We start from the raw sequence: 14,160 nt of genomic DNA, 5'->3' as shown, positions 1-14,160 counted from the left end.
CGTAAGACGGCGATCAGTGCAGGGCCTCTTCGGCTTTCTGGATCGCGGCGAATTCCTCTTCCGGTGTCCCGGCCACCAGGTGGTGGCGGCTGTAGAAGGCGAAGTAGGCAATTAATACTCCATAGATCACCGCGGCGCCAATCACCACCCGAGGGTCGACCAGGAAGCCCGCGACCACCGCCAGGCAGGCCAGCACCAGGGCCAGGCCCGAGGTGAAGATGCCGCCTGGGGTGCGGTACGGACGCTCCATCCGGGGGCGACGGATGCGCAGGGTGATGTGCGCGGCCATCATCAGCACGTAGGACAGCGTGGCACCGAACACCGCCACCAGGATCAGCAGGTCGCCCTGGCCGGTCAGGGACAGGCAAAAACCGATGATCCCCGGGATGACGAGGGCCAGCACTGGCGCCTTGCTCTTGTTGGTCTCCGAGAGTTTGCGCGGCAGGTAGCCTGCGCGGGAAAGGGCGAAGATCTGCCGCGAATAGGCGTAGATGATCGAGAAAAAACTAGCGATCAGGCCAGCCAGGCCGACCAGGTTGACGAAGCCGCCCATCCAGGTGGAACCACCGTAGGCCTTGGCCAGCGCCTCGACCAGCGGGTTGCCGGAGGCTTTCAGGGCCTCGGAACCGGCACCGCCAGGCCCGACCACCAGGATCAGCAGGGCGAAGGCCAGCAGCACCAGCATGGCGCCGATCAGGCCGCGTGGCAGGTCGCGCCGTGGGTTCTTGGTTTCCTCGGCGGCCAGTGGCACGCCTTCGACGGCGAGGAAGAACCAGATCGCGTAGGGGATCGCCGCCCAGATGCCGACATAGCCGAAGGGCAGGAAGGCGCTGGCGCCAGCGGCGTCGGTCTGGGCGATGTCGAACAGGTTGGCTGCATCGAAATGGGGCACCATGCCCACCAGGAACACGGCCAGGGCGATCGCGGCGACGGCGGTGATGATGAACATCAGCTTGAGCGCTTCACCGACACCGAAGATATGGATGCCGATGAAGACGATATAGAACGCCAGGTAGACCATCCAGCCGCCGATGCCGAACAGCGACTGGCAGTAGGCGCCGATGAACGTGGCGATGGCGGCCGGGGCGATGGCGTACTCGATGAGGATCGCGGTACCGGTCAAAAAGCCGCCCCAGGGCCCGAAGGCGCTGCGGGCGAAACCGTAGCCGCCGCCGGCGGTGGGGATCATCGACGACAGTTCGGCCAGGGAAAAGCACATGCACAGGTACATGGTGGCCATCAGCAAGGTGGCGAGGAACATGCCGCCCCAGCCGCCCTGGGCCAGGCCGAAGTTCCAGCCGGCATAGTCGCCGGAAATCACGTAGGCCACGCCCAGGCCCACCAGCAGGATCCAGCCCGCCGCGCCTTTTTTCAGCTGGCGGTGCTGGAAATAGTCCGCATCGACTTTTTCGAAATCGACGGAAGCGCTCACCGGCGTGCCGGTGGCGGAATGATCGCTTGGCATAGTGTTCACCTGTTGTTTTTCTTGATGGCCGGAGGGACTTCCAGCCCATGGTGATTGGTCGTGCAGGAAGCGGGCCATTCAGCTGCGAACTGCGAGCCGCAAGCTTCAAGCTACAAGCTTCAAGAAAAAGCAGGCCTGTGCACGGTCCGCTTTTTCTTGTCGCTTGCAGCTCGAGGCTGTTCGTTAGAAGAAGCCCAGCGGGTTGATGTCGTAGCTCACCAGCAGGTTCTTGGTCTGCTGGTAATGGTCGAGCATCATCTTGTGGGTTTCGCGGCCGACACCGGACTTCTTGTAGCCCCCGAACGCGGCATGCGCCGGGTACAGGTGGTAGCAGTTGGTCCATACGCGACCAGCCTTGATGCCACGGCCCATGCGGTAGGCGCGGTTGATGTCGCGGGTCCAGACGCCGGCGCCAAGGCCGAACTCGGTGTCGTTGGCGATCGCCAGGGCCTCGGCTTCATCCTTGAAGGTGGTGACACTGACCACCGGGCCGAAGATCTCTTCCTGGAACACGCGCATGCGGTTGTTGCCCTTGAGCAGGGTCGGCTGGATGTAGTAGCCGGTGGCCAGGCTGCCTTCGAGTTTTTCCACCTTGCCGCCGGTCAGCAACTCGGCGCCTTCCTTCTCGGCGATCTCCAGGTAGGAGAGGATCTTCTCGAACTGCTGCTGGGACGCCTGGGCACCTACCATGGTCTCGGTGTCCAGCGGGTCGCCACGCTTGATCTGCTGGACCTTCTTCATCACCGCTTCCATGAACTGCGGGTATATCGACTCCTGCACCAGCGCTCGCGACGGGCAGGTGCACACCTCGCCCTGGTTGAAGAAGGCCAGCACCATGCCCTCGGCGGCCTTCTCGATGAAGCTCGGCTCGGCCTGCATGATGTCTTCGAAGTAGATGTTCGGCGACTTGCCGCCCAGCTCCACGGTGGACGGGATGATGTTCTCGGCGGCGCACTTCATGATGTGCGAGCCGACCGGGGTGGAGCCGGTGAAGGCGATCTTGGCGATGCGCTTGCTGGTGGCCAGGGCTTCACCGGCCTCGCGGCCATAGCCTTGCACCACGTTGAGCACGCCCTTGGGCAGCAGGTCGCCGATCAGCTCGAGCAGCACGGTAATGCCCAGTGGGGTCTGTTCGGCCGGCTTGAGCACCACGCAGTTGCCCGCGGCCAGGGCCGGCGCCAGCTTCCAGGCGGCCATCAGCAGTGGGAAGTTCCACGGGATGATCTGCCCGACCACGCCCAGTGGTTCGTGGATGTGATAGGCCACGGTGCTTTCGTTGATCTCGGCGGCGCCGCCTTCCTGGGCGCGGATGCAGCCGGCGAAGTAGCGGAAATGATCGACCGCCAGGGGGATGTCGGCGTTGAGGGTCTCGCGAATCGGCTTGCCGTTGTCCCAGGTCTCGGTGATGGCCAGGACTTCCAGGTTCTGCTCGATGCGGTCGGCGATCCTCAGCAGGACGTTCGAGCGTTCTTGCACCGAGGTGCGGCCCCAGGCGTCGGCGGCGGCATGGGCGGCGTCCAGCGCCTTGTCGATGTCCTCGGCGGTGGAGCGGGGGAATTCGGCGATCGGCTGGCCGTTCACCGGCGAGGTGTTGGTGAAGTACTCACCCTTGACCGGAGGAACGAACTCACCACCGATGTAGTTACCGTAGCGGCTCTTGAAGGAAATCTTCGCGCCTTCGGTACCGGGATGTGCGTAACGCATGGTGTGTCTCCTGGCTATTGTGTTTGTGATGGAGTTGAAAAGCGTAGAGCAAAGGTCGGGCCAGCGCTCAGAGCCCTCTTATAATCAATGAGTTATGCGAAATTGGTGATGAGACTGACAGACCGTTGTGCCTACCCTGGTACGCTCGCCGTGACACTTTGTACCGTTTCCGACACAGCGCATGACTCAGCGGTCAGTGCGCCATTGCAAAGCCTTCCCAGGTAGAGGATGCTGGCAGGACGCTCTATCTGCGGAGAACAACAACTAATGCAGAGCAACTCTTTCAGCCGCCATGCCCACCAGGTGCTCACGGTCGCCCGCGGCCAGGCCAGCGGGCCGGGCAGCGACCCATCGATCGCCCGCTCCTGGCTGCGCTGCCTGGAGGACTATCACCTCGACCCAGCCTTGGCCCAGGCCCCCGTGGTGCTGGAACACGGCCGCCTGCTGGAGAGCCGCGAGCGCCTGCGCCAGGTGCTGCAGATCGCCGACAGCGAGATGAACAGCCTGCACCAGCAGCTTTCCGGCTCTGGCCATGCGGTACTGCTGACCGATGCCCGCGGGGTGATCCTCAACTGTGTCACCGCGCCCACCGAGCGGCGCATCTTCGAGCGTGCCGGGCTGTGGCTGGGCGCCGATTGGAGCGAGGCCCGCGAGGGCACCAATGGCATCGGCACCTGCCTGGTCGAGCGCCAGGCCCTGACCATCCACCAGGACGAGCATTTTCGCGGCCGCCACACCGGCCTGACCTGCTCGGCGAGCCCGGTGTTCGACCCCCACGGCGAGTTGCTGGCGGTGCTCGATGTTTCCTCGGCGCGGCCAGACGTGTCGCGCCAGAGCCAGTTCCATACCATGGCCCTGGTCAACCTCTCGGCGAAGATGATCGAAGGCTGCTATTTCCTGCGCCATTTCGAACACCAGTGGCTGTTGCGCTTTCACCTGCAGGCCGAATCGGTCGGGTTGTTCAGCGAGGGTTTGCTGGCGTTCGACGGCGACGGGCGGATCTGCGCGGTCAACCAGGGCGCCCTGAACCTGCTGGGCACCATCCGTGGCGGTGTGCTGGGCAAGCCGGTGGACATGTTCTTCGCCTGCAGCCACGACGAACTGTTCAGCCGTGCCACGCCCCAGGGCTGCGCGGCCTGGCCATTGCACACCCGCGATGGCCGGCGGGTATTCGCCAGCCTGCGCGGCCAGGCGCACACGCCGGCGTGGTCGGTACCGCCTGCCGCGCCGTTGGCCAAGGCTGTGCCGCAGCCCGCCCTGTGCTTGCTCGACCCGGCCCTGCAGAACGATTTCCGCCGTGCCGTGCGGGTCTTCGAGCGAGACGTGCCGCTGCTGCTGCGTGGCGAGACCGGCTGTGGCAAGGAGGCGTTCGCCCAGGCGGTGCACCAGGCCAGTGATCGCCGGGACAAGGCCTTCGTGGCGATCAACTGTGCCTCGATCCCCGAGAGCCTGATCGAGAGCGAGCTGTTCGGCTATCGCGGCGGCAGTTTCACCGGGGCACGCAAGGAGGGCATGCGCGGCAAGCTGCTCCAGGCCGATGGCGGCACGCTGCTGCTGGACGAGATCGGCGACATGCCCCTGGCCTTGCAGACCCGCCTGCTGCGGGTGCTGGAGGAGCGCCGGGTGGTGCCCATCGGCGGTGAGCCGCAAGCGGTGGATGTACGGATCATCAGTGCCACCCACCGCGACCTGCTGGAGCGGGTGGAGCAGGGGAGTTTCCGCGAAGACCTGTATTACCGCCTCAATGGCCTGGAGGTGGCGCTCCCGGCCTTGCGCGAGCGCAGCGACAAGGCGCAGTTGCTGGACTTTCTCCTGGCGCAGGAGGCAGACGGGCTGCCTATCGGGATCGCGCCGGCCGCGCGCCAGGCCCTGCTGGACTTCGCCTGGCCGGGGAACGTGCGACAGATGCGCAATGTGCTGCGCACCCTGGTGGCGTTGTGCGAAGACCATCGCATCGAGCATGCCGACCTGCCGCCGATCGTGAAACACGGCGCCACGCCCGTGGCAGCGGGCTTGCCCGCGAACGAGGGCGAGCCCCTTGTCATGGCTGGCCAGCCCCACGGTGGCCCAGTAACCCTCGAGGACGTCGAGCGGGACGCGCTGCTGGCCGTGCTCGAGGCAAAACGCTGGCACATGACCCACGTCGCCGAACACCTGGGCATCAGCCGCAATACCTTGTATCGGAAACTGCGCAAGCACGGCATCGCCAGGGCCGGGTAAGCGAAACAGCGGGTGCGATTTCCCTCGCCCTGGGCTACCCTGCCTCGATGTTTTGCGAGGTCGACCATGCACATTCACATTCTCGGTATTTGCGGCACTTTCATGGGTTCGCTGGCGGTGCTGGCCAAGGAGCTGGGCCATCGGGTCACTGGCTCCGACGCCAACGTCTATCCGCCGATGAGCACGCAACTGCAGGCCCAGGGCATCGAACTGACCCAAGGCTATGACCCGGCCCAACTGCAGCCGGCGCCGGACCTGGTGGTGATCGGCAACGCCATGTCGCGGGGCAACCCGGCCGTGGAATACGTGCTGAACAAGGGCCTGCCCTATGTCTCCGGCCCCCAGTGGCTGGCCGATCACGTGCTGCAGGGGCGCTGGGTGCTGGCCGTGGCCGGCACCCATGGCAAGACCACCACCAGCAGCATGCTGGCCTGGGTCCTGGAGCATGCCGGCATGAGCCCGGGCTTTTTGATCGGCGGCGTGCCGCAGAACTTCTCGGTGTCGGCGCGCCTGGGCGAGACACCGTTCTTCGTGGTCGAGGCAGACGAATACGACAGTGCTTTCTTCGACAAGCGCTCGAAGTTCGTGCATTACCATCCACGCACCGCGATCCTCAACAACCTTGAGTTCGATCATGCGGACATCTTCCCTGACCTGGCGTCCATCGAGCGGCAGTTCCACCACTTGGTACGGACGATTCCCAGCGAGGGCCTGGTCATCCACCCGACCACCGAACCGGCTCTGAAACGGGTGATCGGCATGGGCTGCTGGACCCCGGTGCAGACCACCGGCGAGGGCGGCCAGTGGCAGGCGCGCTTGCTCAGCGCCGATGGCTCGCGCTTCGAGGTGCTGTTCGAAGGCGAGGCCCAGGGCGTGGTCGAGTGGGAACTGACCGGCCAGCACAACGTGGCCAATGCCCTGGCCACCCTGGCCGCCGCCCGCCACGTGGGCGTGGCGCCGGCCATGGGCATCGAGGGGTTGAGTGCGTTCAAGAGCGTCAAGCGGCGTATGGAGAAGGTGGCCGAGGTCCAGGGCGTGACCATCTACGACGATTTCGCCCATCATCCGACCGCCATCGCCACCACCCTCGACGGCCTGCGCAAGCGTGTCGGCGAAGCGCCGGTGATCGCCGTGATCGAGCCGCGTTCCAACTCCATGAAGCTTGGTGCCCACCGCGAAGGGCTGCCAGAAAGCGTCGAGGCGGCCGACCAGGTGATCTGGTACGCCCCGCCCAACCTGGGCTGGGACCTGGCCAGCACTGCCGCCCAGTGCAAGGTGCCGGCGGTGGTGGCCGACAGCCTCGAGGCGATCATCGAGCGCATCAAGGGCCAGGCCCGCCCAGGCACCCATGTGGTGATCATGAGCAACGGCGGTTTTGGCGGCCTGCACGGCAAGCTGGCCGAGGCCCTGGCATGAGTGGGCCGGAGCGCATCACCCTGGCCATGACCGGTGCCTCGGGGGCGCAGTACGGGCTGCGCCTGCTCGACTGCCTGGTGCGCGAGGACCGTGAGGTGCATTTCCTCATCTCCAAGGCTGCGCAACTGGTGATGTCCACCGAGACTGATGTATTGCTGCCGGCCAAGCCCCAGGCGATGCAGGCGTTCCTGACCGAATACACCGGTGCCGCCGACGGGCAGATCCGTGTCTATGGCAAGGAGGACTGGATGTCGCCCGTGGCTTCGGGGTCTGGCGCGCCGGCGGCCATGGTGGTGGTGCCGTGTTCCACCGGGACCTTGTCGGCCATCGCCACGGGGGCCTGCAACAACCTGATCGAACGGGCGGCCGACGTCACCTTGAAAGAGCGTCGGCAGTTGATCCTGGTTCCGCGCGAGGCGCCGTTGTCGACCATTCACCTGGAGAACATGCTCAAGCTGTCGCAGATGGGCGCGGTGATCCTGCCGGCGGCGCCGGGCTTCTATCACCAGCCGCAGACCATCGACGACCTGGTCGATTTCGTCGTGGCGCGCATCCTCAACCTGCTGAACATCCCCCAGGACATGCTGCCGCGCTGGGGTGAGCACCACCTCGGGATCGACGATTGAGGCGGGCGCTGGCAGGGCTGCTGGTGCTGGCCCTGCTCGGTGGCTGCGCGACCGTGCGCACGCTGGATGCCAACAAGCCGGGAACGCCGGTGGTGTATGCCGGGACGCGGCTGGACCTGTATGCACTCAAGGGTGGGTGTTGCCCCGAGGACCGCTTCGGGGCGCAGGCACCGGCGTATCCTGGGTGGGATCTGCCGGGGAGCCTGTTGCTCGACACCTTGTTGTTGCCATTGTCGTTGCTGACGGCGTTGGGGATTGGCTTTCAGGCTACTGGCGGGCTTTGAGCCCATCAGCCAAGTGTTGCAGCTGTCACTTGGGGCCGCTTCGCGCCCTATCGCCGGCAAGCTGCTCCCACAGAGACTGCGCCGCTCCTGAGGTCGGCGCAGAACCTTGTGGGAGTTCAGTTTACTGGCGATGGGCTGCAAAGCGGCCCCAATACGTGTAACTGACTTATTTCCTGCCCAGCTTGCGCAACTCATCCGACTCGACGATACGCACCCCGTCTTCTTCCTCCAGCGCCAGGCGCCACAGCGCTCGGGCCAGGGTGCAGGCCTCGATCCCCCGGTACTTGCCCGGTATCAATCGCGACAGCGGTGCGGCCAGGCGTTCGCCCAGCCGTGGCTCCAGGCGCTCGCCCAGCAACAGCGAGGGCCGGACGATGGTCAGTTGTGGCCAATCCTGGGCCTTGAGCGCTTCTTCCATCTCGCCCTTGACCCGGTTATAGAAGATCGACGACTTGGGATCGGCACCGATGGCGCTGACCACCAGCAGATGGCGAGCCCCCAGCTCCCGCGCGCGCTTGCTGAAGGCCACCACCATGTCCAGGTCGACGGCGCGGAAGGCCGACTCGGAGCCGGCTTGCTTGAGCGTGGTGCCCAGGCAGCAGAAGGCGATGTCGACACGCCCGGCCAACTGTGGGAGAAACACGGCCGGGTCGCCCACGGGGTTTTCCAGGTGCGGGTGCTCGGCCAGTGGCCGGCGGGTAGGTGCCAGCACCCGGCTGATGGTGGGTTCGTTGAGCAGGCGGTCGAGCAGGTGTTCACCCGTCAGGCCCGTGGCTCCGGCAAGCAGGACATGCTGAGGCGTCAAGTACATGATGTCTCTCCCCTTTTACACACAGCTTAGTGGGTGCCCGGCGTTTTCGCCTGCCCACCCGCGGTTGGCTGTGCCTTGTTGCGCAAGGCTTCCTCGGCTTGCTGCTGGCGCAATCGCTGCCAGTGCGCAAGGACCGTTGGCGGCGCCCAGAGCTGCGGCTCCGAGGCTTCGAAGCCTTCCCTCCTTTCACGTTCGGCAACGCTGCGGCGGGCCAGTTCGAACGCCTGTTTCAGGTCGTCCGTCTGGTTCAGCGCCTCGGCGAACAGGGCGTCGCCGAAATAGGTGAAGTCGGCCTCTTCCGAGCAGCCGAAGGACACCCGGTCGGGGCGTGCCGCAGTCATGATCAGGGTCCGGTCGTCCTTGAGCGGGGCGATGTAGCCCCCTGAATAGCAGGCGGAGATGACGATTATCTTGTCGCGGTCCTTCAGTGGTGCCAGGGCGCCGGCCAGTTCGTCGGCGGAGAGATCGGCCAGTTGCAGGCGCGGCTGGTCGAGCACCAACTGGTGATCCGGGCTGCCGTGGCTGGTCAGGTAGATGAACACCAGGTCTTCCGGGCCGCTGCGCTCGGCCAGGGTCTGGGCGGCGCGGGTGAGGTTCTCGCGGGTGGCCATGGGCCGGTCGCTCAGGTGGTCGCGGTGGTTGACCAGCGTCACCTGGCCGCGAGCCCCGAAGCGTACCCGGAGCATGTTGCTGACGTAGTCGGCCTCGCGCAGGAACACGCTCTGCTGCCCATCGCCGGCCACGACCAGGCTGTACAACTGGATCGGCGGGACCGAGCTCGGCACCTTGGCCAGGGCCTCCTGCAGCAGCCGGCCCTGGTTGAGCAGGGCCAGGTCGAGCGGGTCGGGCAGCAGCCTGCCCTTTTCGTCGCGCACGCGCACGCCGTTGACCCAGTAGCCGCTTTCGACCCGCCCACCCGGGAGGGTCAGGCGTCCACGGCCCTGGTAGGCGTCGTTGGCGAAACCGCCGATGTACTGGGTGCCGTCGGCCAGCAGCAGGTGGCCCTTGCCGGAAAAGCGCCAGTCACGGAAGTGGCCCTTGTAGCGGCTGCCGTCGCTGCCGAGCAATTCGCCCTCGCCATCGAGCGAGCCGTCCTTGAAGTTGCCGATCCACACATCGCCGTCGGCGTTCTCGTAGCGGCCCCGGCCTTCCAGGCGGTTGTCCTTGAACTCGCCGATGTACTGCTCGCCCTCGACGCTGTCGTAGGTGCCGCTGCCTTGCAGCAGGCCATCGACGAAACGGCCGCTGAACTGGTTGCCGCTGGCGTCGCTGCGCACGCCGGCGCCGTTGGGCTTGCCCTTGGCGAACAGGCCCTGGTAGCGGCTGCCGTCGGCCAGTTCCAGCTGGCCGGCGCCTTCGTACTGGTCGTCCTTGAACTGGCCGCGATAGGTCTGGTCGTTCTGCCGGAGGGTGCCTTCGCCATCGCGCCGGCCATGCTTGAAGGTGCCGGCATAATGGCTGCCGGGGGTGGTCAGGTCGCCCAGCCCATGGAACAGCCCCTCGGCAAACTGGCCCCGATAGACCTCGCCGTTACTGCCGTGCCACTCGCCCTGGCCGTGCCACTGGCCATCCTTGAAGGTCCCGGCGTACCAGCTGCCATTGGGATAGTCGATGCGCCCTTCGCCCTGCAACAGGCCATCGATCACCTCGCCGCGGTAGCGGCCGCCATCGGGCAGGCGGGCATCCGGCGGCGACAGGGGTTCGCCGTCGCCGCAGGCGGCGAGCAGCAGTAACAGCGCGAGGGGCAGCAGTGGACGCATGGCGGGATCCAGGCAAAAGATCTGCCGAGTATGCCGCAGAACAGGTGGTTGGAGACAGGCAGTGAGTGATTAGGGCCGCTTCGCGCCCCTTTCGCGACGCGGCCCTCACATCACAACACCTCGCTCGACTGACCCACCACTAGACAAAGCAGAGCGACAGGGACTCGGCGATATAGGCCGGTTTCTCCTCGCTCTCGATCTCCAGGGTGGCGATGGCCTTGAGCAGCCATTGCCCCGGTTTCTTTTCGCTGGCATCGCTCAGCTCGACCTTGAGCCGCACCTTGCTGTCCACCTTCACCGGCTGGATGAAGCGCACGCTGTCCAGGCCGTAGTTGACCACCATCTTCAGGCCTTCGGGCAGTACCAGGATGTCCTCCATCAGCTTGGGGATCAGCGACAGGGTCAGGAAACCATGGGCGATGGTGGTGCCGAACGGGGTTTGCGCCGCCTTCTCGGGATCGACATGGATGAACTGGAAATCGCCAGTGGCTTCGGCGAACAGGTCGATACGCTGCTGATCGATCGTCAGCCAGTCGGAACGTCCCAGTTCCTTGCCGACATACTGCGATAGCGCTGCAACGGGTACATAGGGCATCGCGACTCTCCAGGTTGTCTTGCTGTTCGAAAAGCTTGATCTGGTACGAAAGTGCAAGATCAGCACGGCGAACCGTTTCAGTCAAGCTGACCGCTTTTCGCTGTATATCGGCTTATAGGCGTGGTTTAGCGTGCTTATAATGGCGGCAACGCTCGAAGGAGATCCCTATGCTGTTGCGCGGTTTGACCTGGCTGGTGTTGTTTCAACTGCTGGGCACGGCGATCAATCATCTGCTGCTGCCGATCCTGCCAGGGCCGATCATCGGCCTGCTGCTGTTGCTGGTGTTCCTGATGCTGCGTGGCGAGGTCGGCAAGCCACTGAACGAGGCGTCCACCAGCCTGTTGCGCTACCTGCCGCTGCTGCTGGTGCCACCGGCGGTCGGTGTGATGGTCTACGCCAGGGACATCGCCGCGGACTTCTGGGCCATCGTCGGTGCCCTGGTGATCTCTTGCCTGGTGACCCTGGTCTTCGTCGGGGTGCTGATGCAAAGGCTCATGCAGCGCCATGGCAAGCGCAAGGAGCAGCCATGATGCTCGACTGGCAGGGCGCGCTCGATGCGGTCATCCACCATCCGCTGTTCGGCATCGGTATCACCCTGGGCGCCTACCAGGTGGTGCTGGCCGCCTACGAGAAGACCCGCTGGATCTTCCTGCAGCCGGTGCTGGTGTCGATGCTGCTGGTCATCGGTGTGTTGCTGGGCTGTGGCATCGACTACGCCGAATATCGCAAAAGCACCGAGATCCTCAACATCCTCCTGGGCCCCGCCACGGTGGCCCTGGCCGTGCCGCTCTACCTCAACCTGCGGCGGATCCGCCAACTGTTCTGGCCGACATTTACTACGCTGGTAGTCGGAGGTCTGTTCGCCACCGTGGCCTGCCTGTTGCTGGGTGCGTGGTTCGGTGCCGAACACATGATCCTGATGACCATGGCGCCGAAGTCGGTGACATCGCCGATCGCCATGCTGGTGGCCGAGCAGATCGGCGGGGTGGCGGCCCTGGCGGCGGTGTTCGTGCTGATCACCGGGGTGATCGGGGCGATCTTCGGGCCGGCGCTGCTGACTCGCTTCGGTGTGCTCAGCCCCGAGGCGCGCGGCATGTCGCTGGGCGTGACCGCCCATGCGGTGGGCACGTCGGTGGCCTTGCAGGAAAGTGACGAATGCGGCGCCTTCGCCGCGTTGGCGATGAGCCTGATGGGGGTGGCCACGGCGGTATTCCTGCCGTTGGCGGTCAGCCTGGTGGCTTGAGGAATCGAGATGATGCTACCGCTGTTTCCCCTCAATACCGTGTTGTTTCCCGGCTGCATGCTCGACCTGCAGATCTTCGAGGCGCGCTACCTGGACATGATCGGCCGCTGCATGAAGCAGGGCGGCGGCTTCGGCGTGGTGTGCATCCTCGAAGGCGAGCAGGTGGGCAAGGCGCCGCCAGCGGTGGCTTCGGTCGGTTGCGAAGCGTTGATCCGCGATTTCGAGCAGCAGGACAACGGCCTGCTGGGTATTCGCGTGGAAGGTGTGCGGCGTTTCCGGGTGGAGCGCACCGAAGTGCAAAAGGACCAGCTCGTGGTCGGCGAGGTGCACTGGCTGCCGGAGCTGGCGGACAGCGCCCTGGCCGAACAGGACCACGACCTGCTGGCGTTGCTCCAGGCCTTGGGTGAGCACCCCATGGTGGCGGCGCTGGACATGCCACGGCCAGTGGAGGGTAGGCAATCCCTGGCCAACCAGTTGGCCTACCTGTTGCCGTTCATGGAAGAGGACAAGCTCGACCTGCTGGCGATCGACTCGCCGCAGCAGCGACTGGAGGCGATCCAGACCCTGCTCGAGCGCATCCAGGGTGAATTGTTCGCCTGAGTGTTTTGCGTCGCACCTTTCGCGGGCAAGCCCGCTCCCACAGGTTCACCGCAGCCCTTGAAAGCGGCGCTGTACTTGTGGGAGCGGGCTTGCCCGCGAAAAGAGCGACGCTGACCTTCAGTACTGGTAGCGCAACAGTGCCTGGGGCAGGGCGTACAAGGCGAAGAACGCCATCAGGGCGATACAGGCCGGCAACACCAGCCACCACACCCGTGGCGGCAAGGCACCCAGCGGCTGGCGGTGCTGCACCAGGGTCAGGCTGAGTGCGCACACGCAGCAGGCCAGCAGCCCCCCGGCCAGGATGTCGGTGGGCCAGTGCGCACCCAGGTAGACCCGCGACAGGGCGATCGCCAAGGCCGGCAGGCTGCCCAGCAGCACCCAGGTCAGGCGCATGCGTGGCGGTTGGCCACGACCAGCCAGCAATGCCATCACCAGGAAGAACGCGAACGATGCCGAACTGTGCCCGCTGGGCATGCTGTAGCTGGTCAGCGGATCGCTCAGCACTTCTGGACGAGCCCGGGCGAACAGCCATTTCAGCGTGCCATTGGCGATCGCCGTGCCCATCAGCGCGCTGCCAGCGAGCAAGGCATGACGCCATTGCCGTGCTAGCAGCAGAAGGCCAGTGAGCAGGGCGCCAAGGAACAACTGGGTGCGGAAGTCGCCCAGCCGGGTGACCAGCACCACGGCGCTGTCGATGGCCTGGCTGCGATGCTCCTGGACCAGGGTCATCACGCCCTGGTCGAACTCGTGCAGGTGGGGCCAGCCGAGGAACAAGGCCACCAGGGCGATCAGGCTCAGGCCGGCGATCAGCCGGGTGCCATGGCGCTGGTCGCGCAGGCTGCTGCCCAGGCTCAGGCCGATCACCACGGCCAGGGTGCCGGCGATGATACCGGCATCCAGCCAGAACCCCTCCGGCAAGGGCAGACGCATGGCCGCTCCGGTGGCCCAGCCGGGCAGCAGGTAGGCCACCGACCAGCCGGCGCCGGCCACCAGGCTGACGGCGATGAAGCGCGGCAGCGGCATGTCGAACATGCCGGCGACCATCGGCAGCATCGGCCGCAGCGGGCCGATGAAACGCCCCACCAGCAGGCTGGCGATGCCATAGCGGTGGAAATAGGCTTCGGCGCTGCCGATCCACTCCGGATGATGGCGCAGCAATGGCAGGCGCCGGATGTTCTGGTGGAAATACTTGCCGAGCCCATACGACAAGGCGTCCCCCAACAGGCCGCCGAGCAGCCCCAGCAGCAGGGTTTCGCCCAGGCTGAAGCCGCCGCTGCCGGCGAGCATGGCGACAGCGAACAGCAGGACGGTACCCGGTACGATGATGCCGGCGATGGCCAGGCACTCCACGCAGGCGATCAGGAAAATTGCCAGGCCAAGCCACTGCGGGTTGGCGCTGAGCCAGCCGGTCAGGCTGTCGAGCCATTGGCCCATGG

13 protein-coding genes are annotated in these 14,160 nt (G+C 65.5%); 7 read left to right on the top strand and 6 right to left on the bottom strand.

The window, feature by feature from the left end:
• Window positions 1-13: 13 nt before the first annotated feature.
• Both eat and exaC read right to left on the bottom strand, forming a co-directional pair.
• The gene (gene eat / locus ACDI39_RS13715) at window positions 14-1,465 is read right to left on the bottom strand and encodes an ethanolamine permease (protein WP_225788716.1); all 1,452 of its coding nucleotides are present in this window, start codon (window positions 1,463-1,465) and stop codon (window positions 14-16) included.
• 183 nt (window positions 1,466-1,648) lie between these two features.
• Complete coding sequence (exaC, locus tag ACDI39_RS13710) at window positions 1,649-3,169, bottom strand: acetaldehyde dehydrogenase ExaC (protein ID WP_225788715.1); 1,521 nt, start codon at window positions 3,167-3,169, stop codon at window positions 1,649-1,651.
• 267 nt (window positions 3,170-3,436) lie between these two features.
• Here exaC and ACDI39_RS13705 point away from each other — a divergent pair, with 267 nt between their 5' ends.
• The 4 genes from ACDI39_RS13705 (at window position 3,437) to ACDI39_RS13690 (ending at window position 7,715) form a co-directional block, all read left to right on the top strand.
• The gene (locus ACDI39_RS13705) at window positions 3,437-5,389 is read left to right on the top strand and encodes a sigma-54-dependent Fis family transcriptional regulator (protein ID WP_486538926.1); all 1,953 of its coding nucleotides are present in this window, start codon (window positions 3,437-3,439) and stop codon (window positions 5,387-5,389) included.
• Between the two features lie 66 nt (window positions 5,390-5,455).
• Complete coding sequence (gene mpl / locus ACDI39_RS13700) at window positions 5,456-6,805, top strand: UDP-N-acetylmuramate:L-alanyl-gamma-D-glutamyl-meso-diaminopimelate ligase (RefSeq protein ID WP_410045137.1); 1,350 nt, start codon at window positions 5,456-5,458, stop codon at window positions 6,803-6,805.
• Window positions 6,802-7,431, top strand: coding sequence for a flavin prenyltransferase UbiX (gene ubiX, locus ACDI39_RS13695; protein ID WP_225788712.1), 630 nt, complete (start codon window positions 6,802-6,804; stop codon window positions 7,429-7,431). The genes mpl and ubiX overlap by 4 nt, the downstream gene beginning before the upstream one ends.
• Complete coding sequence (locus ACDI39_RS13690; RefSeq protein WP_225788711.1) at window positions 7,428-7,715, top strand: YceK/YidQ family lipoprotein; 288 nt, start codon at window positions 7,428-7,430, stop codon at window positions 7,713-7,715. Before ubiX ends, ACDI39_RS13690 begins: the two co-directional genes overlap by 4 nt.
• Window positions 7,716-7,881: 166 nt before the next feature.
• On the opposite strand, the gene ACDI39_RS13685 is transcribed toward ACDI39_RS13690, so the two are convergent.
• From ACDI39_RS13685 to ACDI39_RS13675, 3 genes are all read right to left on the bottom strand, one after another.
• Window positions 7,882-8,526, bottom strand: coding sequence for an oxidoreductase (locus ACDI39_RS13685; protein ID WP_225788710.1), 645 nt, complete (start codon window positions 8,524-8,526; stop codon window positions 7,882-7,884).
• 26 nt (window positions 8,527-8,552) lie between these two features.
• Window positions 8,553-10,286, bottom strand: a complete 1,734-nt coding sequence (locus ACDI39_RS13680; RefSeq protein ID WP_486538922.1) for a C13 family peptidase — start codon at window positions 10,284-10,286, stop codon at window positions 8,553-8,555.
• Window positions 10,287-10,425: 139 nt separating this feature from the next.
• Window positions 10,426-10,881, bottom strand: a complete 456-nt coding sequence (locus ACDI39_RS13675; protein WP_225788708.1) for a MaoC family dehydratase — start codon at window positions 10,879-10,881, stop codon at window positions 10,426-10,428.
• Between the two features lie 167 nt (window positions 10,882-11,048).
• Here ACDI39_RS13675 and ACDI39_RS13670 point away from each other — a divergent pair, with 167 nt between their 5' ends.
• The 3 genes from ACDI39_RS13670 to ACDI39_RS13660 are packed head-to-tail and all read left to right on the top strand — an operon-like array spanning window position 11,049 to window position 12,724.
• Window positions 11,049-11,411, top strand: a complete 363-nt coding sequence (locus ACDI39_RS13670; protein ID WP_225788707.1) for a CidA/LrgA family protein — start codon at window positions 11,049-11,051, stop codon at window positions 11,409-11,411.
• A complete protein-coding gene (locus tag ACDI39_RS13665; RefSeq protein ID WP_225788706.1) occupies window positions 11,408-12,124 on the top strand; it encodes an LrgB family protein in 717 nt (238 codons plus the stop codon). The genes ACDI39_RS13670 and ACDI39_RS13665 overlap by 4 nt, the downstream gene beginning before the upstream one ends.
• Before the next feature lie 9 nt (window positions 12,125-12,133).
• Window positions 12,134-12,724 (top strand): LON peptidase substrate-binding domain-containing protein, encoded by a 591-nt coding sequence (locus tag ACDI39_RS13660; protein WP_225788705.1) that lies wholly within the window; start codon window positions 12,134-12,136, stop codon window positions 12,722-12,724.
• Window positions 12,725-12,841: 117 nt separating this feature from the next.
• Here ACDI39_RS13660 and ACDI39_RS13655 read toward each other — a convergent pair whose 3' ends face one another.
• On the bottom strand, window positions 12,842-14,158 hold the full coding sequence (locus ACDI39_RS13655) for a bifunctional DedA family/phosphatase PAP2 family protein (protein WP_225788704.1): 1,317 nt from the start codon (window positions 14,156-14,158) through the stop codon (window positions 12,842-12,844).
• Window positions 14,159-14,160: the final 2 nt, after the last annotated feature.

The sequence above is a fragment of the Pseudomonas sp. Tun-23181 genome, assembly GCF_057415455.1.
This window is presented reverse-complemented; position numbering and strand designations above follow the sequence as displayed.